Source organism: Pseudonocardia autotrophica, from assembly GCF_003945385.1.
Taxonomy (GTDB): domain Bacteria; phylum Actinomycetota; class Actinomycetes; order Mycobacteriales; family Pseudonocardiaceae; genus Pseudonocardia; species Pseudonocardia autotrophica.
In genome coordinates this window covers 2,805,200-2,829,141 of record NZ_AP018920.1, presented here as the reverse complement: position 1 = coordinate 2,829,141, position 23,942 = coordinate 2,805,200, and the positions used below count along the sequence as shown (strand labels likewise).

The following is a 23,942-nucleotide window of genomic DNA, read 5'->3' as shown; positions in this document are numbered from 1 at the left end:
CGGTCCCGGTCGATGACCGTCGTCACGCGCCGCCGGTGGCCTGCCGTCCGGCCACGGCCGCCGGGGCTGCCGGATCGGCCTGAGCAGCCGTGTCGGTCTGAGCAGCCGCGTCGGCCCGGGTGGCCGGGTCGGCCGGCGTGCCGGTCGACGGGGCCGCGGAGCCGCCGGTCTCCGGGGCATCGGGCTCGCCGCGGCCCAGGATGCCCTCCTGGGCGGCGACGATCGTCGGCACCGTGATCTGCCCGCCCACGTTGGTCGCGGTCCGCATCATGTCCAGGATCGGGTCGATGCCGATGATCACCGCGATGCCGGCGGCGATGACCTCGGGCGGCATCCCGACCGCGGCCAGGGTCAGCGTCAGCATGGTGAACCAGCCGGTGGTCCCCGCGGTCGCCAGCGCGCCGAACACCGCCACCGCGATGATCACCAGGTACTGCCACGCGACCAGCTGGATGCCCGACAGGTGCGCGATGAAGATCGTGGCCAGCGCCGGGTAGACGGCGGCGCAGCCGTCCATCTTGGTGGTCGTGGCGAGCGGCACCGCGAAGCCCGCGTAGTTCCGGTCGACGCCCAGGTCGATCGCCGCCTGCCGGGACAGCGGCAGCGTCGCGCCGGACGAGCGGGACACGAACGCGAACTGCAGCACCGGCCAGGTGACCGAGAAGAAGCGGCGCGGACCGATCCCGGCGACGAACTTCAGCAGCAGCGGGTAGACCCCGAACAGCACCAGCGCGCAGCCCAGGTAGACGGCCGCGATCAGGCCGAACAGCGAGCTGAAGACGTCGGTGCCGTAGCTGGCGAAGGCGTTGCCGAGCAGGCCGACGACGCCGATCGGCGCGAGCACGATGATCCAGCCGATGACCTTCAGGACGATCTCGAACGCGGACCGGCTGAAGGCCACGAACGGCTCGGCCCGCTCCCCCAGCGCGTACGCGGCGGCGCCGATCAGCAGCGCGGAGACGACGACCTGCAGCACGTCGCCCTCGGCGAACGCGGCGATCGGGTTGTCCGGGACCAGCCCGGACAGCAACGACTGCCAGGAACCGGGGGTGCGCTCGCCGACGGCCTCGACGGCGTCCGGATCGGCGGTCAGCGTGACGCCCTCCCCCGGGCGTCCGATCAGCCCGATCGCCAGTCCGATCAGGACGGCGATCAGCGACGTCCCGGCGAACCAGGCGACGGTGCGGCCGCCGAGCCGGGCCGCGGCGCGGCCGCCGCCGAGATCACGCAGGCTGACGATGCCGACGACGATGGCCAGGAACACCAGCGGGACGACGGTGAACTGCAGCAACCCGGTGAACAGGCTGCCGAGGGTGTCCAGTCCGGTCGCCAGCCACTCCTGGCCGGTGACCCGGGCGGTCAGCCCGAGCAGAGCACCGAGCAACAGCCCGGTGAGGGTGAGTACGGCGAAGACGCGCGGCGTGCGCCAGGCGCGGGCCGCGCGGACGACGAGAGACACGGGTGGGTCCTTCCGGAACTGCCGAGGTGGGTCACTGCTGCTCTGGACAGCTGCGACAACCGCTCGTCGGCCGGCGGCACAGGTCGATCACCCGGCGCCGCACCAGCAACACACCTCTCCCCCGCACGTGACGCCCCAACGCAGGTGTCGCCGTGAAACTTCCCGGAACTCGGGTAGCCCTCCCCACACCGGGCCCGCCGGGCCGGCCCCGCATCCGCCGGGGATCCGGTCCGGCGGGCGTGTGCGGGTCACCCGACGGTCACCGAATCACCCACACGGAGCGGGCACACCGGCGCGTAGGTCCGGGCCGCGCCGGGGTGCCGGGCACATGATGGGCGGGCCCGATCGACCCGAGGAGGCCCCGTGCCCGGCCCGACCCGCCGCACCGTGCTCACCGGCATGGTCGGCACCGCGCTCGGCGGCCTGCTGCCCGAGCTCCCCGGCACGGCCCCGGCGCCGCTGCGCCGGACCACCGATCCGTTCACCCTCGGCGTCGCATCCGGCGATCCGTCCCCGGACGGGATGGTGCTCTGGACGAGGCTCGCCCCGCGCCCGGACGCCGAGGACGGGCTGGGCGGGATGGCCGGGCGGCCCGCCGTCGTCGACTGGGAGATCGCCGAGGACGAGGGGTTCACCCGGGTCGTGCGCCGCGGCAGCGAGACCGCGGTGCCGGAGTTCGCCTACAGCGTGCACGCCGAACCGGCCGGACTGCTCCCGGGCCGCGAGTACTTCTACCGGTTCCGGTCCGACGGGCACGTGTCCCCCGCCGCCCGCACCCGCACCACCCCGGCGGCCGGGGCGGCCGTGCCTGCGCTGACGGTGGCCGTGGCGTCCTGCGCGAAGTTCGGCGCCGGGCACTTCACCGCCTACCGGGCGCTCGCCGACGACGATCCCGATCTCGTGCTGCACCTGGGCGACTACATCTACGAGACCGACGAGGGCGACGTCCGCGACCCCGGCGGGCCCGAGCCGACCGACCTGGCCGGCTACCGCCGCACGCACGCCCACCAGAAGACCGACGACGACCTGCGGGCCGCGCAAGCGGTCGCGCCGTGGCTGGTCGTCTGGGACGACCACGAGCTGGTCAACAACTGGGCCGGCGGCGACCGCGGACGCTCACCGCAGCGGCGGCGCGCCGCGTTCCAGGCGTACTACGAGCACATGCCGCTGCGCCGCGCGTCGGTCCCGCGCGGCCTGGACATGCAGCTCTACCGGCGGATCGGGTGGGGGTCGCTGGCGACCTTCCACATGCTCGACACCCGCCAGTACCGCGGCGGGGACTCGATCACCGGCGCCGAGCAGGAGCGCTGGCTGCTCGACGGGTTCCGCACCTCCACCGCCGGCTGGGACGTGCTGGGCCAGCAGGTGTTCTTCGCCCGGCGCAGCGGGGGCCGCAAGTCCGGGGACAGCTGGGCCGCGTTCCCACGGTCCCGGGAGCGGATCACCCGCGGCTGGGTGGACGCCGGTGTCCGGAACGCGGTCGTGCTCACCGGCGACGAGCACGTCCACCACGCGAACGAGATCCTCCCCGGCGAGGACCGGGACGCAGCACCGGTCGGCACCGAGCTCGTCACGACCTCGGTGACCTCCGGTGGCGACGGCGACGGCGACCGGGGTGACGGCGGCGAGGAGAACCCGCACATCCGCTACCGGGAGGACCGGCGCGGCTACCTGCTGACCCGGTTCGAGCCGGCGCAGCTGCGCGCGGACTTCCGGGTGGTCGAGCGGGTGAGCAGCCCGGGAGCGCCGGTCCGGACGTCGGCGTCGTTCACCGTCCCGGACCGCGAACCGGGGCTGCACCGCAGCTGAGGCTCAGCCGGTCGCGACCCGCGGCACGGCGAGATCATCCGGCAGGGTGTCCAGCACGGCGGCGGCGATCCGCTCCCGGTACTCCTCGGCCGACCCGAGCAGTGCGGCGTCGGCGATCGCGCGCTTGTAGTAGAGGTGCGCCGGATGCTCCCAGGTGAACCCGATCCCGCCGTGCAGCTGCACGGTGTCCGCGGCGGCCCGGTAGGCGACCTCCGAGCAGGTGGCCTGCGCGATCGCGACCGCCAGGTCCGGATCGTCGAGCCGCGGATCGACGATCGCCCAGGCGGCGTGCAGCGCGGCGGTGCGGGCCTGCTCGACGCCGACCAGCATGTCCGCGAGGCGGTGCTTGACGGCCTGGAACGACCCGATCGGCCTACCGAACTGCCACCGCTGCGTCGCGTACCCGACGGTCAGCTCGAGCAGCCGCGCCGCGATGCCGACCTGTTCGGCGGCGAGCAACGCCCCGGCCGTGCGGAAGGCGTGCTGCAGGGCCCGGTCGGCGTCGTCGCCGGTGGCCAGCACGGTGCCCGCGGCGCCGTCCAGCCGCACCCGGGCGATCCGCCGGGTCGGGTCGAGCGATCCGCGCCCGGTCACCGTCACCCCGGGCACGCCGGGCTCGACGCACGCCAGCACGGGGCCGTCCGGGCCGTCCGCGGCGACCAGCAGGACGTCCGCAGCTGCCGCGTCCGGCACGTGCCCGATCTCGCCGGACAGGGTCCCGCCGGCGGCGGTGACCGCCGCCGCCGTCGCACCGTCGTAGGGCGCGAACAGGCCGGCCACCAGCGCCCCGGTGCGGGTGCCTGCGGCGAGATCGGCCAGCAGCGCGTCCCGGGTTCCGGACGCCGGTGCGGCGACCAGCGCCGGGATCGCCAGCCCGACCGTGCCCAGCAGCGGGCCGGTGACCAGCGCGGCGCCCAGCTCCTCGGCCGCGACCGCCTGGTCGACGACAGTGCCGCCGGCGCCGCCGAGCTCCTCGGGGACGGCGAGCGACAGCGCGCCCAGCTCGCCGCCGAGCCGGGCCCACAGCGCCCGGTCGAAGCCGTCGTCGGAGGCCATCAGCCTGCGGACGGTCGCCTCGTCGTGCGCCCGCTCGCAGAATCGGTGCAGCGCGGTGCGCAGCTCCCGCTGCTCCTCGGTCACCGTGAACTCGGCCTGCTCAGCCACGGGGCACCTCCTTCCAGGGGCGGTCCGAGTCGGACCGCGGCTCGCCCGGCAGGCCCAGCACCCGCTCGCCGAGGATGTTCCGCATGACCTCCGAGGTGCCACCCTCGATGGTGTTCGCCCGCGAGCGGAGGAACCGCTGCTGCAGGGTGGAGCCGGGATCGGGCCGGATCTCGTAGTCGTCGTAGAGCAGCGCGTCGGGCCCGAGCAGGTCCATGCAGAACTCGTAGACGTCCTGGTTCAGCTCGGCGCCGACCAGCTTGGACACCGAGCCCTCCGGGCCGGGGCGGCCCTCGGTCGCCGTCCGGCCGGCCCGGACCAGCGTGAGCCGGTGGGTCTCGGCGCGCGTCCAGAGCCGGGCGAGCCGGTCGCGCAGCACCGCGGTCTGCCGGTCGGGGTTGGCCCGCCACAGGCCGAGCGCCTCGCCGATCACGCCGCTGCTCCGGCGCCCGGTGACGCCGCCGATCGCGGTCCGCTCGTTCATCAGCGTGGTGATCGCGACCCGCCAGCCGGCGCCGACGTCGCCGAGCCGGTGTGCGTCGAGCACCCGGGCGTCGTGCAGGTAGACCTCGTTGAACTCGGCCTGGCCGGTCATCTGCCGCAGCGGCCGGACCTCGACACCGGGCTGCGTCATGTCGATCACGAAGTAGGTCAGGCCACGGTGTTTGGGCAGGTCGGGATCGGTGCGGGCGACCAGCATCCCCCACCGGGCGACGTGCGCCAGCGTCGTCCACACCTTCTGGCCGTTGATCACCCAGCCGTCACCGTCCGGGACCGCGCTGGTGGTGAGCCCGGCGACGTCGGACCCGGCGCCCGGCTCACTGAACAGCTGGCACCAGATCTCCTCGCCGGTCGCCAGCGGGCGCAGCCAGCGGGCGACCAGCTCGCGATCGGCGCAGTACTCGACGACCGTGGGGGCACCCATCCCGTAGCCGATCGGGTTGACCGCGAACATCCGGTCGCCGCCCGCGTCGGTGACGACGCCGTCGACCACCGTCTGCAGGCCGCGGGAGAGCCCCAGCCCGCCCAGGCCCACCGGATGGTGCACCCAGGCCAGCCCGGCGTCGTAGAGCGCGCCGAACAGCTCCGCGCGTGGCACGGTGCCCGGATCGTGCCTCCCGACCACCTCGCGGGCGGCCGTCTCGACCTCGGCAGCTGTGCTGGGCGGGGTCATCGCACCTCCGGGAACGCTCCGTCGCGGTCACCCCCGAACGTAGCCGAGTTCCGGTCGTCATCGAGTTCCACGACCACTGAATTCCACGACCACCGAAGTCGGCGACCACCGAAGTCGGCGACCGCAGGGTTCGACGGCCACAGGGGTCGACGACCACAGGGGTCGACGACCACTGTTAACACCGACTGCTCCGTACGCGACATCACGTTCGTCCGAGCGGTGGCGTGCCACCGCCCCACCACCGCGGTCGACGGAGACCTGACATGACGCTGCTGCACCGCCCGCACCCCGCGGTCCTCGACGACCGGGGCATCCCGACCTGGGTCGTCCTGTCGATCACCGCGCTGCTCGCGTCGGCCGTCGGCGCGCTGCTGGTGCTGCCGTTCGTCGGAATCGGCTGAGGCAATCCCCGGGGGCCCTCCGGGGGCTGTCCCGGGGAGTCGGAACCGAGAGGTCGGTACCGGAGGGCCGATACTGGGGGCGATGGTTCCCCCACTGCCCGATCTCCCGGTCGCCGCCGTCCTCGAGGACCTGCGGCGGGCGCTCGACCAACGCGGCTCCTGCGTGCTCGTGGCGCCGCCGGGCACCGGCAAGACCACCCTGGTGCCACTCGCGCTGGCCGGGCTCCCCACCGGCACCGCCCCGTCCGGACGAGTGCTGGTCGCCGAACCGCGCCGGGTCGCCGCCCGCGCCGCGGCCGCCCGGATGTCGTCGCTGCTGGGCACCCCGGTCGGTGGCACCGTCGGGTACCGGGTCCGCGGCGACTCCCGCACCGGACCGGACACCCGGGTCGAGGTGGTGACCTCCGGGTTGCTGCTGCGCAGGCTGGCCGCCGATCCGGAGCTGGCCGGGGTGTCCACGGTGGTGCTCGACGAGGTGCACGAGCGCCATCTCGACGCCGATCTGCTGCTCACCCTGCTGCTCGACGCCCGCGACGGGCTGCGCCCCGATCTTCGGCTGCTCGCCACCTCCGCGACCCTCGACGCCACCCGGCCGGCCGCGCTGCTCGGCGGCACCGCAGGCCCGGCACCGGTGCTGGAGGTCGCCGCCCGGACCTACGACGTCGCGCTCACGCACGTGCCGCCGGCGCGCGGCGAGCGGATCGAGGCCACCGTCGCGCGGACCGCGGTGCGCGCACTCGAACACGGCAGCGTGCTCGCGTTCCTGCCCGGCGTCGCGGAGATCGGCCGGGTCGCGGCCGCGCTGCGCGGCCGCGATCTCGATGCCGACGTGCTGCCGCTGCACGGCAGGCTGCCCGCGTCCGAACAGGACGCCGCCCTGCGGGAGGGCCCGCGGCCGCGAATCGTGCTGTCGACGGCCGTCGCCGAGTCCAGCCTGACCGTGCCCGGGGTGCGGGCCGTCGTCGACTCCGGGCTGACCCGGGTACCGCACGTCGACCACCGGCGCGGACTGGCCGGGCTGGTCACCCGCCGGGTGTCCCGGGCGGTCGCGACCCAGCGGGCCGGCCGGGCCGGGCGCGAAGCACCCGGAACCGCCTACCGGTGCTGGCCCGACGGCGAGGGCCTCGCGGACGCCCCGGAGCCCGAGATCCGGATCGCCGACCTGACCGGGCTCGCGCTGGACCTCGCCGTCTGGGGCACCCCGGACGGCAGCGGGCTGCGCTGGTGGGACGAGCCGCCGTCCGGCCCACTGGCCGCCGGACGGGCGGTGCTGACCGCGCTGGGCGCGCTCGACGCCGGCGGGAACGTCACCGCGCGCGGCCGCCGGATCGGCGCGCTCGGGCTGCACCCGCGGCTGGCCAGGGCACTGCTCGACGGCGTCGACGCCGGTGCCCCGCAGGACGTCGCGGGGATCGTCGCGGTGCTCGACGACGACACCCTCGCCGGCCCGGCCGACGACCTGGCCGCCGCGCTCGCCCGGCTGCGCTCCGGGGAGGCGCCGGGAGCGCGGCGCTGGCGCGGCGAGCGGGACCGGCTGGCCAGGACACTGCAGCGCACCGGCGGCACCGGCCCGCACCGGGACCGGGTGCCCGGGACCGAGCTCGTCGCGCTGGTCACCGGGCTCGCGCACCCGGAGCGCCTCGCCCGGCGGCGGGACGCCGGATCGGGGGTCTACCTGATGGCAGGCGGGACCGCCGTAGAGGTGCCGCCGGGACCGCTGCGCGACGCCGAATGGCTCGCCGTCGCCGTCGCCGACCGGCGTCCCGGTGAGGTGCACGGGCGGGTCAGGCTGGCCGCCGCCACCGACCGGGAGACCGCGGAGCGGGCCGGTGCCGCGCTGCTCGTCACCGGGACCGAGGTGGCCTGGGACGCCGGTGACGTGCGCGCCCGTTCGGTGCACCGGCTCGGCGCGATCGTGCTCACCGAACGCCCCGATCCCCGCCCGGGACGTGACGCGGTGCGCGCCGCGCTGGTCACCGGGCTGCGCTCCGAGGGCACCGGGCTGCTGCGCTGGACGGCGTCGGCGTCGTCGCTGCGGGAGCGCCTCGGGTTCCTGCACCGGGTGCTCGGCGACCCGTGGCCGGAGGTCACCGAGGAGGCGCTGCTGGCCTCTGCGGAGGACCCGGCCGGCTGGCTCGCCGGCCCGCTGGCGACCGCGCGGCGGCGCGCCGACCTCGCCCGGGTCGACGCCGGGCAGGCGCTGCGTGCGTATGTGGCGGCGCACGTCGGCGGGCTCGCCGGGCGGATCGACGAGCTCGCCCCGGAACGCCTCGCCGTGCCGTCCGGGTCGCGGATCGCGCTCGACTACTCGGGGGATGCCCCCGCGTTGCCGGTACGGGTGCAGGAGGTGTTCGGTTGGACCGGTTCACCGGCCGTCGCCGGGGGCCGGGTGCCGGTCGTGCTGCACCTGCTGTCACCGGCCGGGCGGCCGGCGGCGGTGACGGCGGACCTGCCGTCGTTCTGGGCGACCGGGTACCCGCAGGTGCGGGCCGAGCTACGCGGCCGCTACCCGAAGCACGCCTGGCCGGAGGACCCACGGACCGCCGTCCCGGGGCGCGGCACCGGCCGGCGACGGTGACTCGGCATGTGTCGCACCCGACCGTGAACCCGCTTGAACCGGACGACGCGGGCGACGGAAGCTGACCCGGTGACGACCACCCCCGACGCCCGTCCCACCCCCGACGACGTCCGTGCCGCCGCGGAGATCCTGCACGGCGCCGCCCACCGCACACCGGTACTGACCTCCCGCCTGACCGACGCCGAGCTCGGCGCCACCGTGCTGGTCAAGGCGGAGAACCTGCAGCGCACCGGCAGCTTCAAGTTCCGCGGCGCGTTCCACACGTTGTCCCGGCTCGACGCCGGCCGGCGCCGCGCCGGGGTGGTCGCCTACTCCTCCGGCAACCACGCCCAGGCGCTCGCGCTCGCCGCGCAGCTGCAGGAGGTCCCGGCGACGATCGTCATGCCGCAGGACGCGCCCGCGTCGAAGATCGCCGCCACCCGCGGCTACGGCGCCCGGATCGTGCACTACGACCGCTACACCGAGGACCGGGCCGTGATCGCGGCCGAGCTCGCCGACCGCAGCGGGCTCACCCTCGTCCCGCCCTACGACCACCCGCACGTGATCGCCGGGCAGGGCACCGCGGTGCTGGAACTGCTGGAGGACCACGGCCCGCTGGACGCGCTGTTCGTCTGCCTGGGCGGCGGCGGACTGCTGTCCGGCTCGCTGCTGGCGGTGCAGGCGCTGTCGCCGGGCTGCGCCGTGTTCGGTGTCGAACCCGAGGCGAGCGACGACGGCAGGCAGTCGCTGCGGGCCGGCCGGATCGTCAGCATCCCGCAGCCCCGCACGATCGCCGACGGCGCCGCGACCAGGCACCTGGGCGACCTGACGTTCCCGATCATCGCCGAGCACGTGACGGACGTACTGACCGTCCCGGACGACGCGCTGATCACGGCGATGGCGCTGTTCGCGTCACGCTACAAGGTGGTCGTCGAGCCGACCGGTGTACTGGCCTTCTGCGGGATGCGGGCGGCGATCGCCGCCGATCCGGAGCGCTTCGCCGGGAAGCGGATCGGGGTGACGGTCTCCGGGGGGAACGTCGATCTGGACCGGTTCGCGAGCCTGGTCGGCACCGGCTGAGGCTCGCCCGGTCAGCCGGCCGGGACGGCCGCGGCGCGGCGGCTGCGCCGGTGGTACACCACGGCGGCGACGGCGGCGAACATCAGGAGCGCACCGGCCGTCACCCAGACGGCGTTCGAGCCGGACGTTCCGCTGCCCGCCCCCGGCTCGGAGCCGGCGGTGACGATCGCCGGGATCAGGTTCCACACGGTGTGGAAGGCGCACGCCACCCACAGCCCGCCCCGGCCCAGCGACAGGAAACCGAGCAGCAGCCCGAGCGCCGCGGTGCTCACCACGTAGGCGGCCGTGACCCCCGGGTTCAGGCTGTGGCACAGGCCGAAGATCACCGCGGTGAACAGGACGGCCCCGTAGGTGCCCAGGTCACGCCGGACGGCGTGCAGCAGGTAGCCGCGGAACAGGATCTCCTCGGTGGAGGCCTGCACCGCGACGGTCATCAGCAGCACCAGCACGGCGAGCAGGCCCGGGAACAACGGGCCCGACCCGTCGTCGTCGGCACCCTGTGCCGGGGCGAGCATCCCGACCAGCACCTGCATCGCGATGAACAGGACGACCGCGACCAGCACCCCGGTGAGCACCCCGGCCGCCGGGCGCGGCACCCGGAAGCCGAGATCGGCGAGGCTGCGCCCCTCACGGAACCGGAGCCACAGGGCGAGCACGATCAGCGGCGGCAGGAACGCGACCAGGTTCCCGAGCGCCGTCACCTGCCATGAACTCTCCGGCAGGCCGGTCAGCCACAGCACCCCGGCCCAGAGGTACGCCCCGGCGAACACCAGCACGACGATCCCGATGGTGGCCAGAGCGACCCGCCGGATCCGGGCGCCGGCGGTGGTACTCGCGGTGGAAGACGCCATGCGCCGAACCTATGCCGCAGCCGCGGGCCCGCTCGTGCCGATCGACCGTTTCGCACCCGGAAGGGTGGCTCACCCGATCCGCAGCACCGGCTTTCCCGGTGCCCGATCCGGCGACTCCAGGTAATCGTGTGCGGCAGCGACATCGGCCAGGTCGAAGATCCGGTCGACCAGCGGGGTCAGCGTCCCCGCGGCCAGACCGGCCCGCGCGAACGCCACCGCGCGGGCCAGCACCGCCGGGTCGCCCGCCACCTCGCGGACGTGGAAGCGGCGCAGCCACACCGGCGCGTACCCGGCGGCGGGCAGCGGCGTCGGCTCCCCCGACAGCCCGCCGTGCACGATCACGGCCGCCCCCGGGGCGCAGGCCCGGACCAGGCGTTCCACCCCGGGTCCGCCCTCGGCGTCGAGTACCAGATCGGCGCCGCCACCGAGCGCGTCGCGCAGCCCGGCGGCGTCCGGGCTCCCGGTCAGCACCTCGTCGGCACCGGCCGCGCGCAGCGCGTCGACGTGCCGCCCGTCCGGCACCACGGCCACCGCCCGCACGCCGAGATGCCGGGCCACCTGCAGCGCCACGGCGCCGATGCTGTTCGCCGCAGCGGTGACCAGCAGCCGGTCGCCCTCGCTCAGCCGCACCGCGTGCCGGGTCATCCCCCACACCGTCAGCAGCGGCATCCAGACCGCGGCCGCACCGGCGTCGTCGAGACCGGGTGGGCGGGCCAGCAGCGCCCCGGCCCCGACGATCGCTTCCTCGGCGTACACCGGGTGCGTGTTCTGCGACGACGCCGGGATCACGCAGACCTCGTCGCCGGGGCTCCACGGCCCGGCGTCCGGTCCGGTGGCGAGCACCGTCCCGGAGCACTCGCTGCCGAGACCGGCGGGCAGTACCGGGGTCTCCAGGTAGGTGCCCCGCCGGAAGTTCACCTCGGACCGGTTCAGTCCGACCGCGTGCACCCGGATCCGGACCTCGCCGGGGCCCGGGTCGCGCAGCTCGACGTCCTCGATCCGCAGCACCTCCGGGCCGCCGGTCTCGTGGAACCGGACGGCACGGACCGTTGACCCGGTCATCGGGCACCCGCTCCGCTGCGCGGTGTTCGCACCGGGTGCTCACGCGGCGCCGCCGGGGGCGGCACCGGGTGCGGCACCGGCCCGGCGCCGCGGCGGGCGAGCGGGCCACCCGCCGCGATGGGTGCCGTCTGCGGCTCGTCGTGCATGGTGGTCCTCCGGTCGTCGGGCGGGTACGCCGGTATCAGAACAGGCTCTGCCGGCCGGGTGTCCGCAGCTGCGCACGGTCACCGGCGGCGAAGGCGGCGTCGAACCGGTGGAACGCGTCGACGAGATGGCGGCGCATCGCCTCCTCTGCGGAGTCCGGGTCGCACGCCGCGATCGCCTCCAGCACCGCGCGGTGCTCGCGCACGGTCGCCGTACCGTCGATGTCGGGCGAGTAGAGGCGGAACGCGTGCAGGTGGCCGTGTGTCCCGGCGTAGGCCCGCCGCGCGACGTCGTTGCCGCAGGCGGCCAGGATCTCGCCGTGGAAGGTGGTGTCGTGGGTGATCAGCAGCCGTCGCACGTCGGCCAGGCCGACCGCGGCACGCTCGAACCGGTCGACCTCGCGGGCGAGCCGGCCCGCCGGGTTCGCCAGCCGGTTCACCGCCACCGCGCGCACCGCCCACAGGTCGACGAGCAGGCGGAACTCGAACAGTTCCCGCAGGCCGGCCCGATCGAGCAGCGCGGTCGTCCGGTAGCCCCGGCCCTCTTCGGCGCGGACGACGAGATGGTCGCCCTCCAGGTGCCGCACCGCCTCCCGGACCGGCGTCTGGGACACCCCCAGGTCACGGGCCAGCGCGTCGAGGTTGATCCGCTCCCCCGGCTCGATCCGGCTCTCCAGGATCATCGTCCGGATCTCCTCGTAGACCTCGGCGGTGCTCCTGCGACCCGGAACCGACAGCTCCCCGGTCACCGGCGCCTCCTCTCGACACGTCCACCCGGGACGGACGGTAGCGGGTCACCGCGACCTCACCCCGATCCCGCCGCCTGCCGGTGCAGGTACCCGATCAGCGCCCCGATCCCGAACTCCCACGACGGCAGCTCCTCGGTCCGTCCGACGTCGTTGACCAGCGCGCCCAGCTGCGGGCTGGAGATCGTCACCCGGTCGCCGACGAGGTGCGTGAAGCCCTTCCCGGCTGCGCCCCGGTCGCGGGTCGGGGCGAACAGCGTCCCGGTGTAGAGGACGAAGCCGTCCGGGTACTGGTGGTGGGCACCGTAGGCGGCCGCGACGAGCTGTTCCGGGGTGCGGCTGAGCCGGCCGACGTCGTTGTGGGCGTCGAGCACGAAGCCCTCCGGCCCCTCGATCCGCAGCGCGATCCGCTCGGCGCGGACCGAGTCGAGGGTGAAGCCGTCGTGGAACACCCGGACGAACGGGCCGAGCGCGCTGGAGGCGTTGTTGTCCTTCGCCATGCCCAGCAGCAGCGCGCTGCGGCCCTCGACGTCGCGCAGGTTCACGTCGTTGCCCAGGGTCGCCCCGCGCGGGACGCCCCGCGAGTCGACCACCAGCACGAGCTCCGGTTCCGGGTTGTTCCAGTCCGAGAAGTCCGGGATCCCGACCCGGGCACCGGGTCCCACCGACGACAGCACCGGGGCCTTGGTGAACACCTCCGGGTCCGGCCCGATCCCGACCTCCAGGTACTGCGACCACAGGCCGCGTTCGCGGAGCACGGTGCGGATCCGGTCCGCCTCCGCCGAACCGGGTACGACACCGGACAGGCCGCCGGTCACGCCGTCCCCGAGCGCGGCGGTGACCTGCGCCCGGACCGTGTCGGCCAGCGCCGGGTCGCCGGCACAGCGCTCCTCGATCACCCGTTCCACCATGCTGCCGGCGAACGTCACCCCGCACGCCTTGACCACCTGCAGGTCGACCGGGGCGAGCAGCCGAGGGCCGGTCGCGGCGGGGTCGGTCGCCGCGGCCAGGCTCCACCGGACGGGTGCCGCGGCGGCGGCCCGCGCGAGGTCCGCGGACGGGAGTTCGAGCAGCGACGACACCGTCGCGGCAGTCCCGAACAGGTCGGCGAGCCCGTCCCCGCGCACCGCGACCGGGCGCGGCCCGCCGGTGCCGGGATCCCACACCCGCCCGACGAGCAGCGCGTCGGCGGCGTCGGCCGGGAGCAGTCCCGGCGGGCTCACCTCGGCGCCCCCTCGGCGAGATCGCGCCAGCCCGGCCCGTCCGGGAACTCCCAGTGCCGCAACGACTCCTCGTGCATGGCGGCACCGGTTCCGGGGGCCGAGGGTGCCGCGTAGCGGCCGTCGCGGACGACGACCGGATCGACGAAGTGCTCGTGCAGGTGATCCACGAACTCGATCACCCGGTCGCCGATCCGCCCGCTCACCGCCGCGTGATCGAAGAACGACAGGTGCGCGACCAGCTCACACAGTCCGACCCCGCCGGCGTGCGGGCACACCGGGACGTCGAAGCGGGCGGCCAGCAGCAGGTTGGCGACGTTCTCGTTCACCCCGGCGACCCGGGTCGCGTCGATCTGCATGACGTCGATCGCGCCGGCCTGCAGCAGCTGCTTGAACACGATCCGGTTCGCGACGGCCTCCCCGGTCGCCACCCGCACCGGGTGCACACCGGCCCGGATGTCGGCGTGTCCGAGTACGTCGTCGGTGCTGGTCGGCTCCTCGATCCAGTACGGCCGGTGGGCGGCGAGCGCTGTCACCCGCTCGATCGCCTCGCCGACCTCCCAGCGCTGGTTGGCGTCGATCGCGATCCGCACGCCGTCGCCGACCGCACCGCGGGCCAGCGCCAGTCTGCGGTCGTCGTCGGCCGGGTCGCCGCCCACCTTGAGCTTGATCATGTCGAAACCGTCCCGCACGGCCTCCCGGCACAGCCGGAGCAGCTTCTCGTCGTCGTAGCCGAGCCAGCCAGGAGTCGTCGTGTAGGCGGGATAGCCGCACCGTTCCAGCTCGGCGATCCGCTCCGCCCGGCCGGGCAGCGCGTCCTGCAGCAGGCCGAGCGCGTCGTCCGGGGTGATCGCGTTGCGGATGTGGGTGAAGTCGACGACGCCGACCAGCTCGGCTGGCGACATCCCGGCCAGCAACCGCCACAGCGGCACGCCCGCACGGCGCGCCCGCATGTCCCACAGCGCGTTCACCAGGCCGCCGCAGGCCATGTGCGCGACCCCCTTCTCCGGCCCGAGCCAGCGCAGCTGGGAGTCGTGGACCAGCCGCCGGGACGCCGAGCCCAGGTCCGCCAGCAGCTCGTCGACGTCCCGGCCGACGAGCAGCGCGCCGTAGGACTCCATCGCGTGGACGACGAGCTCGTTGCCGCGACCGGCGGTGAAGACCAGGCCGTAGCCGGTCTCCCCGCCGTCGGTGCTGAGCATGACGTGCGCGGCCGAGTAGTCGGGATCGACGTTGACCGCGTCGGATCCGTCGAGCTCCAGCGACGTCGGGAAGCGGACGTCGCGGGTGCGCACGGACGTGATGACCGGCATGGGACTCCTTCTCTGTGCGGGGACCGGGGTCAGGCGAAGCCGAGCGCCGTGGGCAGCCACGTCGTCAGCAGCGGGAAGAACGTGATCACCATCAGCACCGCGACCAGCGCGACGTAGAACGGCAGCAGCCCGCGGATCACCGTCGGCACCGGCGTCCGGGTGACACTGGCCAGCACGAACACGACCAGCCCGACCGGCGGGGTCAGCAACCCCACCATCAGGTTGAAGATCACGATCGCGGCGAAGTGCAGCGGATCGATCCCGAACACCTCGGCCACCGGGGCGAGCACCGGGACCAGGATCAGGATCGCCGCGGTCGGCTCCAGGATCGCGCCGACCACGAACAGCAGCAGATTGACCAGGATCAGGAACACGACCGGATACACGGTGAAACTGAAGATCATCTCGGCGGCCAGCTGCGGGGCCCGCTCGCGGGCCAGCACCCAGCCGAACAGTGCCGCGGACGCGACGATGAACAGCACCGAGCCGGACGTCTCCACCGTCTGCAGCAGCGTCCGGTAGAGCCGGCGCAGGTCCAGCGCCCGGTAGGCCAGCGCCAGCACGAGCAGGTAGACCACACCGATCGCGGACGCCTCGGTCGGGGTGAAGATCCCGGACAGGATCCCGCCGAGGATGATCACCGCGGCGCCGAGCGCCGGCAGCGAGCCGAGCACCGCGCGGAACCGCTGTGCCGCGGGCAGGCTCTCCTCCCGCAGGTCCGAGCGCTTGCGCATCAGCCACCACGAGGTCGCGCACAGGGTGAGCACCAGCAGCAGCGCGGGCACGATCCCGGTCATGAACAGCGCGCCGACCGACAGTCCGGCGGTGACCGCGTAGATGATCGCCGGGATGCTCGGCGGGATCAGCGGGGCGATCAGCGACGACGCCCCGGTGATCCCGACGCTGAAGGTCAGCGGGTAGCCGCGCTTGACCATCGCCGGGACCTGGACCCGGCCCATCGCCGCGGCGTCGGCGATCGCGGCGCCGCTCATCCAGGAGAAGCCGAAGCTGGTGCCGACGTTCACGTAGCCCAGACCGCCGCGGACCCGGCCGACGACCGCGGTCGCGGCGTCGAAGAGCTTGTCGGTGATCCCGGAGACGTTCGCCAGGTTGCCCAGCAGGATGAACATCGGGACCGCGAGGATCGGGAAGCTGTTCACCCCGGACACGGTCTGCTGGGCCGCGATGCCCAGCGACGCCGTCGGATCGACGACCACGTACACCAGCGACGGGACCAGCAGCGCGATCGCCACCGGTACCCGCAGGAGCAGCAGGGCGATCAGCGCGCCCACCATCAGTGCGAGCGTCACGGGATGCTCCTCGGGGCTCCGGCGGTGAGCGCCTCCACGGCGCCGGGGATCTCGTCCGGGTGCCGGAGCGCGACGTAGAGGTTCAGGGCGCCGTGCAGCGCGACCAGCGCGAACCCGGCGACGGCCGCGGCGTAGACGACGGTCAGCGGCAGCCCGGTCGCGGGTGCCAGCAGCGATGAGCTGCCCGCCGCGAACACCGCCCCGGCGACGGACAGGGTCGCCGAGGCGACCAGCACCACGATCCCGGCGAACACGTCGACCAGCCGCGAGGCCCGGCTCCCGAGCCGGTCGACCAGCAGATCGACGACGATGTGCAGCCGGCGTGACATCACGTAGCCCGCGGCGACGAAGGTCAGCCACACCAGCAGGAACCGGGCGATCTCCTCGGTCCAGCTCAGCGGGTTGTCGAAGACGTAGCGGGTCAGCACCTGCAGCAGCACCGCCACCAGCACACCGGTGAGCAGCAGGCAGCACACGACGCGTTCGACGTCGACCAGCAACCGGTAGCCGCGACTGCGCCGCTCCAGCAGGTCGGGAGCCTCCGGGACCTCCTCGGGAGCCTCCTCGGGAACCTCACCGTGGACCTGGGTGCTCATCGGACCGACTCCCTGATCTCCTGGTACACGTCGCCCCAGGACACCCGGGCGGGCAGCTCGGCCCGGACCCGGTCGGCGAACGGCGCGATGTCGACGTCGTTGACGGTGAGCGTGCCCTCGGCCCGCCACTGCTCGACGATCTCGGTCTCCTCGGCGAGGATGCACTCCCGGATCGCCTCGCTCGCCGCCGTCGCGGCCGCGTCCAGCCGTTCCCGCTGCCGGGGTTCCAGGGCCGAGTTCAGCTCGTCGTTGGCGATCAGGTGGACGCCCTGCACGATGTGCCCGGTCAGGTTCAGATGGTCCTGGACCTCGTGGAACCCGGACGACGAGATGGTCGGCACCGGGTTCTCCTGCGCGTCGAGGGTGCCCTGCTGCAACGCGAGGTAGACCTCGCCGAGCGCCATCGGGGTCGCCGCACCACCCATGATCCCGAAGTTGGTGAGGTAGAGCGGCGCGTCCGGGGTGCGGATCTTGACCCCGGCCAGGTCCTCGGGCCGCTCGACGGGCCGGTCGGCGGTGATGTGCCGGGTCCCGTAGTACCAGCTGGACAGCACCCGCATCCCGCTGCGCTCGCGGAACTCCTCGTGCACCCGGGCGACGACCGGCCCCTGCACCGCGGCGACGAACTCACCGACGTCGTCGAACAGGTACGCCCCGTCGAGCACCGCGGCGGGCTCGTACCAGACCCCCAGGAACGACGGCCCGGCCACGGTCAGGTCGAGCCCGCCGGCGGCGACCTGTTCCAGTGACTCGGCCTCGGTGCCCAGCTGCGCCGAGGGATAGCTCTCGACGGTGATGCCGCTGCCGCGCAGCTCCTCCTGGATCAGCGGCGTACCGCACTGCTCGACCGGGTGGCTCACGTCGTAGGCGTGCGCCAGCCGCAGCACCGTGTCACCCGGTTCACCCGGCGCGACCGGGATGTCGCTCGCGTCGATCGGCCCGCCCAGTCCGCAGCCGGACAGCAGCAGGGCCGCGGCGGCCGCTCCCGCCCCGGCGCGGCGCAGGCGCCCTCGTCGGTCACCCATGATCGCGCTCCCTCGAACGTCGTCGTCCGGTGCTCCCCCGCCGTTCCGCTACGTGCCCTCCCCGATTCCCTCGATCCCCAGGTCGGCGGCCATCCGGTCGAGCTGCTCGAGCGTCGGGCCGGCGAGCGGGACCCGGTCACCGGTGCGCGCCTGCTGCGCCCGCTCCGGATCGCCCGGCGCGTGCACGGTGCCCCCGGGCGGGGCGGCGGACCGCACCCGCTCCTGCATGTCGGCCGCGCGCGCCTCGGTGTGCCCGCGCCCGGTGAAGGCGGCGGTGTCGACCGCGAGCAGCAGGTGCCCTGCGTTCATCCTCGAACCCGGATCCACCCACATGTCGATCGTCTCGTCGGCGTAGCTCGCCGAGGTCAGAGCGGCCGCGAGCACCTCCAGCAGCACCGACAGGCCGGAGCCCTTCTGCCTGCCGAACGGCAGCAGTGCCCCGCCCAGTGCGGCGGCCGGATCCGTGGTCGGGGTGCCGTCGGCGGCGACCGCCCAGCCCTCCGGGATCTCGCGGCCCTCGTCACGGGCGGCGACGACCTTGCCGTAGGCGCCGTTGCTGGTCGCCATGTCCACCGCGAGCGGCCCGTCACCCGAGCTCGGCACGGCGACGGTCAGCGGGTTGGTCCCGAGCACCGGCCGGGCCCCGCCGAACGGGGTCACCGAGGCGCCGGTGGTGGAGGTCAGCAGCCCGGCCATGCCCTGCTCGGTCAGCCGCTCGGTCCAGTAGGCGCCGGCGCCGTAGTGCGAGCTGCCCTGCACGGCGACCACCGCGGCGCCGTGCTCACCGGCCAGTGCCGCCGCCCGGTCCACCGCGACCGCCATCGCGACCTGGCCCAGTCCGCCGTCGGCGTCCAGCACCGCGGTGGCGCCGTGCTCGCGCACCCAGCGCGGCCGGGCCCGCGCGGTGACCCCGCCCGCCCGGATCGTGCGGACGTAGAGCGGGAGTCGCAGCAGGCCGTGCGAGGCGATGCCACGGCGGTCGGCCGATGCCAGGGAGTCACCGACCAGTCGCGCGTCGTCATCCGGGACACCGACCGCGGTCAGCGCCCGGCCTGCGAAGGCGACCACTTCCGACACCGGGAATCGACGCACCGTTGCACCTCATCCTATAGGAATTCAGTCGAAGGTATAGGCATAGGCAGGACGGGACAACCCCACCGATGCACATCCCGTGACCGGCCGCCCGCGGGGGTGGATTACTCGAACGGGTGTTCTGACTTCACCCTTGGGCCTGCCACAGTGGAACTGTCGAGGGGAAGCGGGGACGCACGTGGACGAGGATCTGGCCACCGGGACCGGGGCAGACACGCAGGAGACCGGCGACGAGGCACCCAAGCGCAGGCGCGGACGTCCCAAGGGGTCGTCGACCGCCCGCACCACCCGGGTCGTGACGATGACGCTGACCGTGAGCGGCTCCGCCGACGGCGAGTGGCAGGCCGAGCTCAAGCAGGGCTCGAGCTGGATCGCCCGCGGTCTGCCGGTGAGCGCGTCGGCGGTGTCGGCGGCCGCCGCCACCCTGCACGCCGATCTCGCCGGGCCGGTCGACGAGGTCATCGAGAGCGCGAAGTCGGCCAAGGCGGCGCGGGTCGCCGAGCTGGAGGCCGAGCTGGAGCAGGCCCGCAAGGCGCTCGCCGCACTGGAGGAGTGAGCGGATCAGCCCAGCAACGGGCCGAGTGACCCGGCGTGCTCGCGCAGCAGCGCGACCAGCTCGGGATCGGGATCGGCGACCCGGGCGGCCGGGCCGGACAGCGCCAGCCCGGCCACCAGGCGGCCGTCCGCCGGCGAGCGGACGGCCGCCGCCAGGCACCCCCGGTCCGGGCGCAGCTCGCCGGTCTGGCTGGCCAGGCCCTGCTCGGTGACCTCGTCGAGCACCCTGGACAGCCGGTCCGGGTCGGTCACCGTGTGATCGGTGACCCGGCGCAGCTCACGTACCAGTGCGCGCCAGTCCGGTTGGTCGGCCAGCAGCAGCCTGCCCAGCGCCGAGGCCTGCGGCAGCCGGGCCAGCAGGTCCGGATCGCTGGGCGGGTGATCCGGATCCGGATCGAGCAGGTGCAGCCGTCCGCCGTCGAACACGGCCAGGTGCACGCCCCAGCGCACCCGGCTGCGCAGGTGGTCGACCACCCCGCGGGCCGCCGTCGGCAGCCGCGGCACACCGACCGGTGCCAGCCGTGCCGCGCGCCGGCCCAGCGCGAACCCGCGCAGGTCCGGCAGCCGCACCAGGTACTCCTCGCCGACCAGCAGGTTCAGCACCCGGTACGTCGTGGCCGGCGGCAGGCGCAGGGCGGCCGAGATCTCCTTCGCGGTCACCCCCGGCCCGGCGGCGACGACCTCCTCCAGCACGGCCAGCGCGGTCCGCACGGCGCGTGGCTGACGGCCGCTGATCGGGGGCGGGGCGCTCACCGGACGCGGTGCCAGACGTCGGAGGCGACGGTCTCGTCGTACACGCCGAGCGCGGGCAGATCCCCCCGGCGGCGCTGCAGCACGGACCAGCCGGCGCCGGCCGGCAGCGCGACCGCCAGCACCAGCCCGGACAGCGGGGCCGCCACCACGAACGCCACCAGCGCCGCGAACAACGCCGGCACCGCGAGCGCGGCCGTCGCCACCGCCGCCGGGGTGAGCTCCCCGATCCGGCGCAGGAACAGCGGCGCGGCCAGGCAGACCAGCAGATAGGTGACCAGGAACCCGACGGTCGCCGCCCCGAGCAGCCCGACCAGCAGCACCTCCGGCGGGACACCGGCAGCCAGCGGCACGGCCACCGCCGCCGCGGCCGTCGGGACGGCGGCCAGCACCGCCACGTGCGGCGTGCGGAACCGGCGGTGGGTACGGCCGAGCACACCGGGCACGGCGCCGTCGCGGGCCAGCGAGAACAGCACCCGCGACAGCGCCGTCGCGGTGGCGACCGCACAGGCCAGGAAGGAGAGCACCAGCGCGGCGTGCAGTACCGGCGGGATCCACCACCAGCCGCGAGTGGTCGCCAGCACCTGCACCGGCTGGACCTGCCCGCCCAGCCCACCGGGCACCGCCGCGAATCCGCTCGTCTGCACCGCGGCCGCGAAGACGTAGAGGACGCCGGTCACCGCCGCCGTCGCGAACACCGCCCGCGGCACCGTCCGGAACGGGCGCCGGGTCTCCGCGCCCAGCGAGGTCGCCACCTCGAACCCGATGAACGCGGCCAGCGCGGGCACCACCCCCGCGACCAGGCCCGCCGCCCCGATCGCCGGCTGCGGCCCGGCGCCCGGCCCGGGCAGCGGCCCCCCGGCGAGCAGCAGCGCGAACACCCCGACCAGTGCCCCCACCGCGATCGCCTCCACGAGCAGCACCACCCGCGCGGCCGGCCGCACCCCGCGTGCCACCAGCGCCGTCACGATCAGCCCGCACAGCACCGCCGCCGCCGTCGTGCCCCACCGGGTCTGCGCCGGGCCCGCACCCAGCAGCGGCTGCAGGTACAGCACCGCCCCGCCCAGTGCCGCCGCGCAGAGCAGCAGGTAGCCGAGCGCCGCCGCGACGCCCCCGGCGAAGGCGGGCCCGGACCCGAGGCCCTGCGCGGTCAGCGGGTACAGCCCGCCCGGCGCGGCCATCCTGGTGGTGAACCGGCCGATCGACGCGGCGACCAGCAGCGCGATCACGGCCGCGGCGACGAACGACCACACCGTCCACGGGCCGGCCAGCCCGGCGACGATCACCGGGGTCGCCGCCATCGCCGCCGACGGGGCCGAGCCCGCGATGGACTGCGCCACGACGTCGGCCGGACCGAGCCTGCGACGTTCCAGCCCGTGCACGGGCGAGCGGTCGCGCAGCGTCGCCACCTCGGCACCTCTCCCCTCCGGATCAACGACGGTCGCCGGCCGTCACGGGCCGCCCGGTCGCACGATTGTCCGCTGCGGACCCTAACCCCCTGTCACAGTGCCGTGACCAGCAGCGATGACTCGAACGAGAAAATCGACACACCGGTTCCCACGCGGCGGGAACGGATGGCAGGGTGATTCGCACCACTCGGGACGGGCAGTTGTGCCGGTCGGTCGGGCACGTGACCGTCCGGTCCCGTTCGTACCCACGCCGACGGCCGGCCGATGACGTCGCGGCCCCGGCACCGTCCGACACGAGGAGATCCGATGACCGCCGTCCAGCCACGGACCGCGACCGGGCATCCGCTGGGGATGACCACCGAGACCGAGGTCGCCACCGTCCGGGAGGTGCTGGACGCGGCCGGCCTGCTCACCGAGCACGTCCGGTACGCGTTCTTCGCACCGGAGGAGCCCTCGAAGGACGAGGTGCTCGCGGGCGGTCCGGCCGACCGCCGGTTCCGCGCCGTACTGCTGGACCTGTCCACCGGCCGGTCCTGGGACACGGTGGTGTCGGTGACCGCCGGCGAGCTGGTGTCCGTGCGCGAGCTGGAGCCCGAGCGGGACGGCCAGCCGCCGATCATCGACTCGGAGTTCGAGTTCATCGAGGACGTCCTCAACGCCTCCCCCGACTGGCTGGCCGCACTGGAGAAGCGGGGCATCGAGCCGGCGTCGGTGCGGGCGGTGCCGCTGTCCGCGGGCGTCTACGACTACCCCGAGGAGAAGGGCCGCCGGCTGGCGCGAGCGTTCGGCTTCCGGCAGGACCACGAGGCCGACCACGCGTGGGCCCACCCGATCGACGGGCTGGTCGCCTACGTCGATCTCACCGCCCGCACGGTCGACCGGGTGATCGACACCGGCGTGGTGCCGGTGCCGGAGACCAGCGGGAACTTCGACGACCCGGCCGTCCAGGGCCCGCCGCTGGAGGGCCTGAAGCCGATCGAGATCACCCAGCCCGACGGCCGGTCGTTCACCGTCGACGACGGCCACGTCCGCTGGGGGAAGTGGGACCTGCGGATCGGGTTCAACGAGCGTGAGGGCCTGACCCTGCACCAGATCGCCTTCGACGACCGTCCGGTCTGCTACCGGGCATCGGTCGCCGAGATGGTCGTGCCCTACGCCGATCCGGCCCCGGTCCGGTTCTGGCAGAACTACTTCGACTGCGGCGAGTACATGTTCGCCCGCTACGCCGACTCGTTGCAGCTGGGCTGCGACTGCCTCGGCGACATCCACTACCTCGACGCCACCCTGGCCGACGATCTCGGCAACCCGAAGACCGTCCGCAACGCGATCTGCATGCACGAGGAGGACTACGGCGTCCTCTGGAAGCACACCGACGTGTTCACCGGCTCCAGCGAGGTGCGCCGCCAGCGCCGCCTGGTGATCTCGTTCTTCACCCCGATCGGCAACTACGACTACGGCTTCTACTGGTACCTCTACCTCGACGGCACGATCGAGCTGGAGTGCAAGGCGACCGGCATCGTGTTCACCTCCGGCACGCCCGGCGAGTACGCCACCGAGATCGCACCCGGCCTCGGCGCCCCCTACCACCAGCACCTGTTCTCGGCCCGTCTCGACATGACCGTCGACGGCCTCGCGAACGCGGTCGAGGAGGTGGAGGCGGTGCGGATCCCGATGGGCGAGGGCAACCCGTACGGCAACGCGTTCGGCCGGTCGGCGACCCGGCTGACCCGCGAGTCGCAGGCGCAACGGGACGCATCGCCCGGCACCGGGCGGGTCTGGCACGTCGTGAACACCGAGAAGACGAACGGGCTCGGGCAGCCCGTCGGGTACGTACTGCACCCGCTCGGGCAGCCGACCCTGCTGGCCGACGAGGCCTCGTCGATCCACGCGCGGGCCACGTTCGCCTCGAAGGCGCTCTGGGTGACCCGCTACGACCCGGCCGAGCGGTACTCGGCCGGCGACTTCGTCAACCAGAACCCGGGCGGGGCGGGCCTGCCGTCCTACGTGGCGGCCGACCGCGAGATCGACGGTCAGGACGTCGTGCTGTGGCACACGTTCGGCCTGACCCACTTCCCGCGCCCGGAGGACTGGCCGGTGATGCCGGTCGACTACACCGGGTTCACCCTGAAGCCGGCCGGCTTCTTCGACCGCAACCCGGCCCTGGACGTGCCGCCGGGCACGTCGAAGGACTGCCACTGAGCGGATCGCTCGTGACCGGGGTGCCGGCTC

Annotated in this window: 20 protein-coding genes; 6 read left to right on the top strand and 14 right to left on the bottom strand. The window is 74.3% G+C overall.

From position 1 onward, the window contains the following. Nucleotides 1–22: 22 nt before the first annotated feature. Nucleotides 23–1,459 (bottom strand): dicarboxylate/amino acid:cation symporter, encoded by a 1,437-nt coding sequence (locus Pdca_RS13360; RefSeq protein ID WP_085911430.1) that lies wholly within the window; start codon nucleotides 1,457–1,459, stop codon nucleotides 23–25. Between the two features lie 363 nt (nucleotides 1,460–1,822). On the opposite strand from Pdca_RS13360, the gene Pdca_RS13355 reads away from it, so the two are divergent. Next, on the top strand, nucleotides 1,823–3,268 hold the full coding sequence (locus Pdca_RS13355; RefSeq protein ID WP_373865499.1) for an alkaline phosphatase D family protein: 1,446 nt from the start codon (nucleotides 1,823–1,825) through the stop codon (nucleotides 3,266–3,268). A gap of 3 nt (nucleotides 3,269–3,271) precedes the next feature. Here the strand turns inward: Pdca_RS13355 and Pdca_RS13350 are convergent, their stop codons facing one another. Continuing rightward, entirely contained in the window at nucleotides 3,272–4,432 is a 1,161-nt protein-coding gene (locus Pdca_RS13350; protein WP_085911429.1) for an acyl-CoA dehydrogenase family protein, read from the bottom strand. Beyond that, complete coding sequence (locus tag Pdca_RS13345; RefSeq protein WP_085911428.1) at nucleotides 4,425–5,603, bottom strand: acyl-CoA dehydrogenase family protein; 1,179 nt, start codon at nucleotides 5,601–5,603, stop codon at nucleotides 4,425–4,427. Before Pdca_RS13345 ends, Pdca_RS13350 begins: the two co-directional genes overlap by 8 nt. A 263-nt stretch (nucleotides 5,604–5,866) precedes the next feature. Here Pdca_RS13345 and Pdca_RS35535 point away from each other — a divergent pair, with 263 nt between their 5' ends. The 3 genes from Pdca_RS35535 to Pdca_RS13335 all read left to right on the top strand — a co-directional run bounded on the left by Pdca_RS35535 (nucleotide 5,867) and on the right by Pdca_RS13335 (nucleotide 9,641). Next, nucleotides 5,867–6,004 (top strand): hypothetical protein, encoded by a 138-nt coding sequence (locus Pdca_RS35535; RefSeq protein ID WP_158092076.1) that lies wholly within the window; start codon nucleotides 5,867–5,869, stop codon nucleotides 6,002–6,004. Nucleotides 6,005–6,086: 82 nt separating this feature from the next. Beyond that, on the top strand, nucleotides 6,087–8,582 hold the full coding sequence (hrpB, locus tag Pdca_RS13340) for an ATP-dependent helicase HrpB (protein WP_085911427.1): 2,496 nt from the start codon (nucleotides 6,087–6,089) through the stop codon (nucleotides 8,580–8,582). 69 nt (nucleotides 8,583–8,651) lie between these two features. Further along, a complete protein-coding gene (locus tag Pdca_RS13335) occupies nucleotides 8,652–9,641 on the top strand; it encodes a threo-3-hydroxy-L-aspartate ammonia-lyase (protein WP_085911426.1) in 990 nt (329 codons plus the stop codon). A gap of 11 nt (nucleotides 9,642–9,652) precedes the next feature. Here Pdca_RS13335 and Pdca_RS13330 read toward each other — a convergent pair whose 3' ends face one another. From Pdca_RS13330 to Pdca_RS13290, 9 genes are all read right to left on the bottom strand, one after another. Next, nucleotides 9,653–10,492 carry a CPBP family intramembrane glutamic endopeptidase gene (locus Pdca_RS13330; RefSeq protein ID WP_085911425.1) on the bottom strand — a complete coding sequence of 280 codons (840 nt, stop codon included), beginning with the start codon at nucleotides 10,490–10,492 and terminating at the stop codon, nucleotides 9,653–9,655. Between the two features lie 69 nt (nucleotides 10,493–10,561). Continuing rightward, nucleotides 10,562–11,554 (bottom strand): zinc-dependent alcohol dehydrogenase family protein, encoded by a 993-nt coding sequence (locus tag Pdca_RS13325; protein WP_085911424.1) that lies wholly within the window; start codon nucleotides 11,552–11,554, stop codon nucleotides 10,562–10,564. Nucleotides 11,555–11,735: 181 nt separating this feature from the next. Then, nucleotides 11,736–12,446 (bottom strand): GntR family transcriptional regulator, encoded by a 711-nt coding sequence (locus Pdca_RS13320; protein WP_197719983.1) that lies wholly within the window; start codon nucleotides 12,444–12,446, stop codon nucleotides 11,736–11,738. 56 nt (nucleotides 12,447–12,502) lie between these two features. Beyond that, entirely contained in the window at nucleotides 12,503–13,666 is a 1,164-nt protein-coding gene (locus tag Pdca_RS13315; protein ID WP_211286601.1) for a fumarylacetoacetate hydrolase family protein, read from the bottom strand. Next, the gene (locus Pdca_RS13310; RefSeq protein ID WP_085911422.1) at nucleotides 13,663–14,976 is read right to left on the bottom strand and encodes an enolase C-terminal domain-like protein; all 1,314 of its coding nucleotides are present in this window, start codon (nucleotides 14,974–14,976) and stop codon (nucleotides 13,663–13,665) included. The genes Pdca_RS13315 and Pdca_RS13310 overlap by 4 nt, the downstream gene beginning before the upstream one ends. 29 nt (nucleotides 14,977–15,005) lie before the next feature. Then, the gene (locus tag Pdca_RS13305; RefSeq protein WP_085911421.1) at nucleotides 15,006–16,286 is read right to left on the bottom strand and encodes a TRAP transporter large permease; all 1,281 of its coding nucleotides are present in this window, start codon (nucleotides 16,284–16,286) and stop codon (nucleotides 15,006–15,008) included. Next, a complete protein-coding gene (locus tag Pdca_RS13300) occupies nucleotides 16,283–16,882 on the bottom strand; it encodes a TRAP transporter small permease (RefSeq protein WP_085911420.1) in 600 nt (199 codons plus the stop codon). Before Pdca_RS13300 ends, Pdca_RS13305 begins: the two co-directional genes overlap by 4 nt. Beyond that, nucleotides 16,879–17,907, bottom strand: coding sequence for a TRAP transporter substrate-binding protein DctP (gene dctP, locus Pdca_RS13295; RefSeq protein WP_085911419.1), 1,029 nt, complete (start codon nucleotides 17,905–17,907; stop codon nucleotides 16,879–16,881). The genes Pdca_RS13300 and dctP overlap by 4 nt, the downstream gene beginning before the upstream one ends. 48 nt (nucleotides 17,908–17,955) lie before the next feature. Next, nucleotides 17,956–18,975, bottom strand: coding sequence for an Ldh family oxidoreductase (locus Pdca_RS13290; protein WP_197719982.1), 1,020 nt, complete (start codon nucleotides 18,973–18,975; stop codon nucleotides 17,956–17,958). Nucleotides 18,976–19,177: 202 nt separating this feature from the next. Between Pdca_RS13290 and Pdca_RS13285 the strand changes: the two genes are divergently transcribed. Next, nucleotides 19,178–19,555 (top strand): DUF6319 family protein, encoded by a 378-nt coding sequence (locus Pdca_RS13285; RefSeq protein ID WP_085911417.1) that lies wholly within the window; start codon nucleotides 19,178–19,180, stop codon nucleotides 19,553–19,555. 5 nt (nucleotides 19,556–19,560) lie between these two features. Here Pdca_RS13285 and Pdca_RS13280 read toward each other — a convergent pair whose 3' ends face one another. Then, the gene (locus Pdca_RS13280; RefSeq protein WP_085911416.1) at nucleotides 19,561–20,307 is read right to left on the bottom strand and encodes an IclR family transcriptional regulator; all 747 of its coding nucleotides are present in this window, start codon (nucleotides 20,305–20,307) and stop codon (nucleotides 19,561–19,563) included. Continuing rightward, the gene (locus Pdca_RS13275; protein ID WP_085911415.1) at nucleotides 20,304–21,713 is read right to left on the bottom strand and encodes an APC family permease; all 1,410 of its coding nucleotides are present in this window, start codon (nucleotides 21,711–21,713) and stop codon (nucleotides 20,304–20,306) included. The genes Pdca_RS13280 and Pdca_RS13275 overlap by 4 nt, the downstream gene beginning before the upstream one ends. A 306-nt stretch (nucleotides 21,714–22,019) precedes the next feature. Here Pdca_RS13275 and Pdca_RS13270 point away from each other — a divergent pair, with 306 nt between their 5' ends. Then, entirely contained in the window at nucleotides 22,020–23,912 is a 1,893-nt protein-coding gene (locus Pdca_RS13270) for a primary-amine oxidase (protein ID WP_085911414.1), read from the top strand. Nucleotides 23,913–23,942 lie beyond the last annotated feature (30 nt).

What these genes read in the sequence shown, in the direction of transcription:
- Pdca_RS13345 (WP_085911428.1), bottom strand. Translation starts at nt 5,603, where the DNA reads ATGACCCCGCCCAGCACAGCTGCCGAGGTCGAGACGGCCGCCCGCGAG.
- Pdca_RS35535 (WP_158092076.1), top strand. Translation starts at nt 5,867, where the DNA reads ATGACGCTGCTGCACCGCCCGCACCCCGCGGTCCTCGACGACCGGGGC.
- hrpB (WP_085911427.1), top strand. Translation starts at nt 6,087, where the DNA reads ATGGTTCCCCCACTGCCCGATCTCCCGGTCGCCGCCGTCCTCGAGGAC.
- Pdca_RS13330 (WP_085911425.1), bottom strand. Translation starts at nt 10,492, where the DNA reads ATGGCGTCTTCCACCGCGAGTACCACCGCCGGCGCCCGGATCCGGCGG.
- Pdca_RS13325 (WP_085911424.1), bottom strand. Translation starts at nt 11,554, where the DNA reads ATGACCGGGTCAACGGTCCGTGCCGTCCGGTTCCACGAGACCGGCGGC.
- Pdca_RS13310 (WP_085911422.1), bottom strand. Translation starts at nt 14,976, where the DNA reads ATGCCGGTCATCACGTCCGTGCGCACCCGCGACGTCCGCTTCCCGACG.
- Pdca_RS13300 (WP_085911420.1), bottom strand. Translation starts at nt 16,882, where the DNA reads ATGAGCACCCAGGTCCACGGTGAGGTTCCCGAGGAGGCTCCCGAGGAG.
- dctP (WP_085911419.1), bottom strand. Translation starts at nt 17,907, where the DNA reads ATGGGTGACCGACGAGGGCGCCTGCGCCGCGCCGGGGCGGGAGCGGCC.
- Pdca_RS13270 (WP_085911414.1), top strand. Translation starts at nt 22,020, where the DNA reads ATGACCGCCGTCCAGCCACGGACCGCGACCGGGCATCCGCTGGGGATG.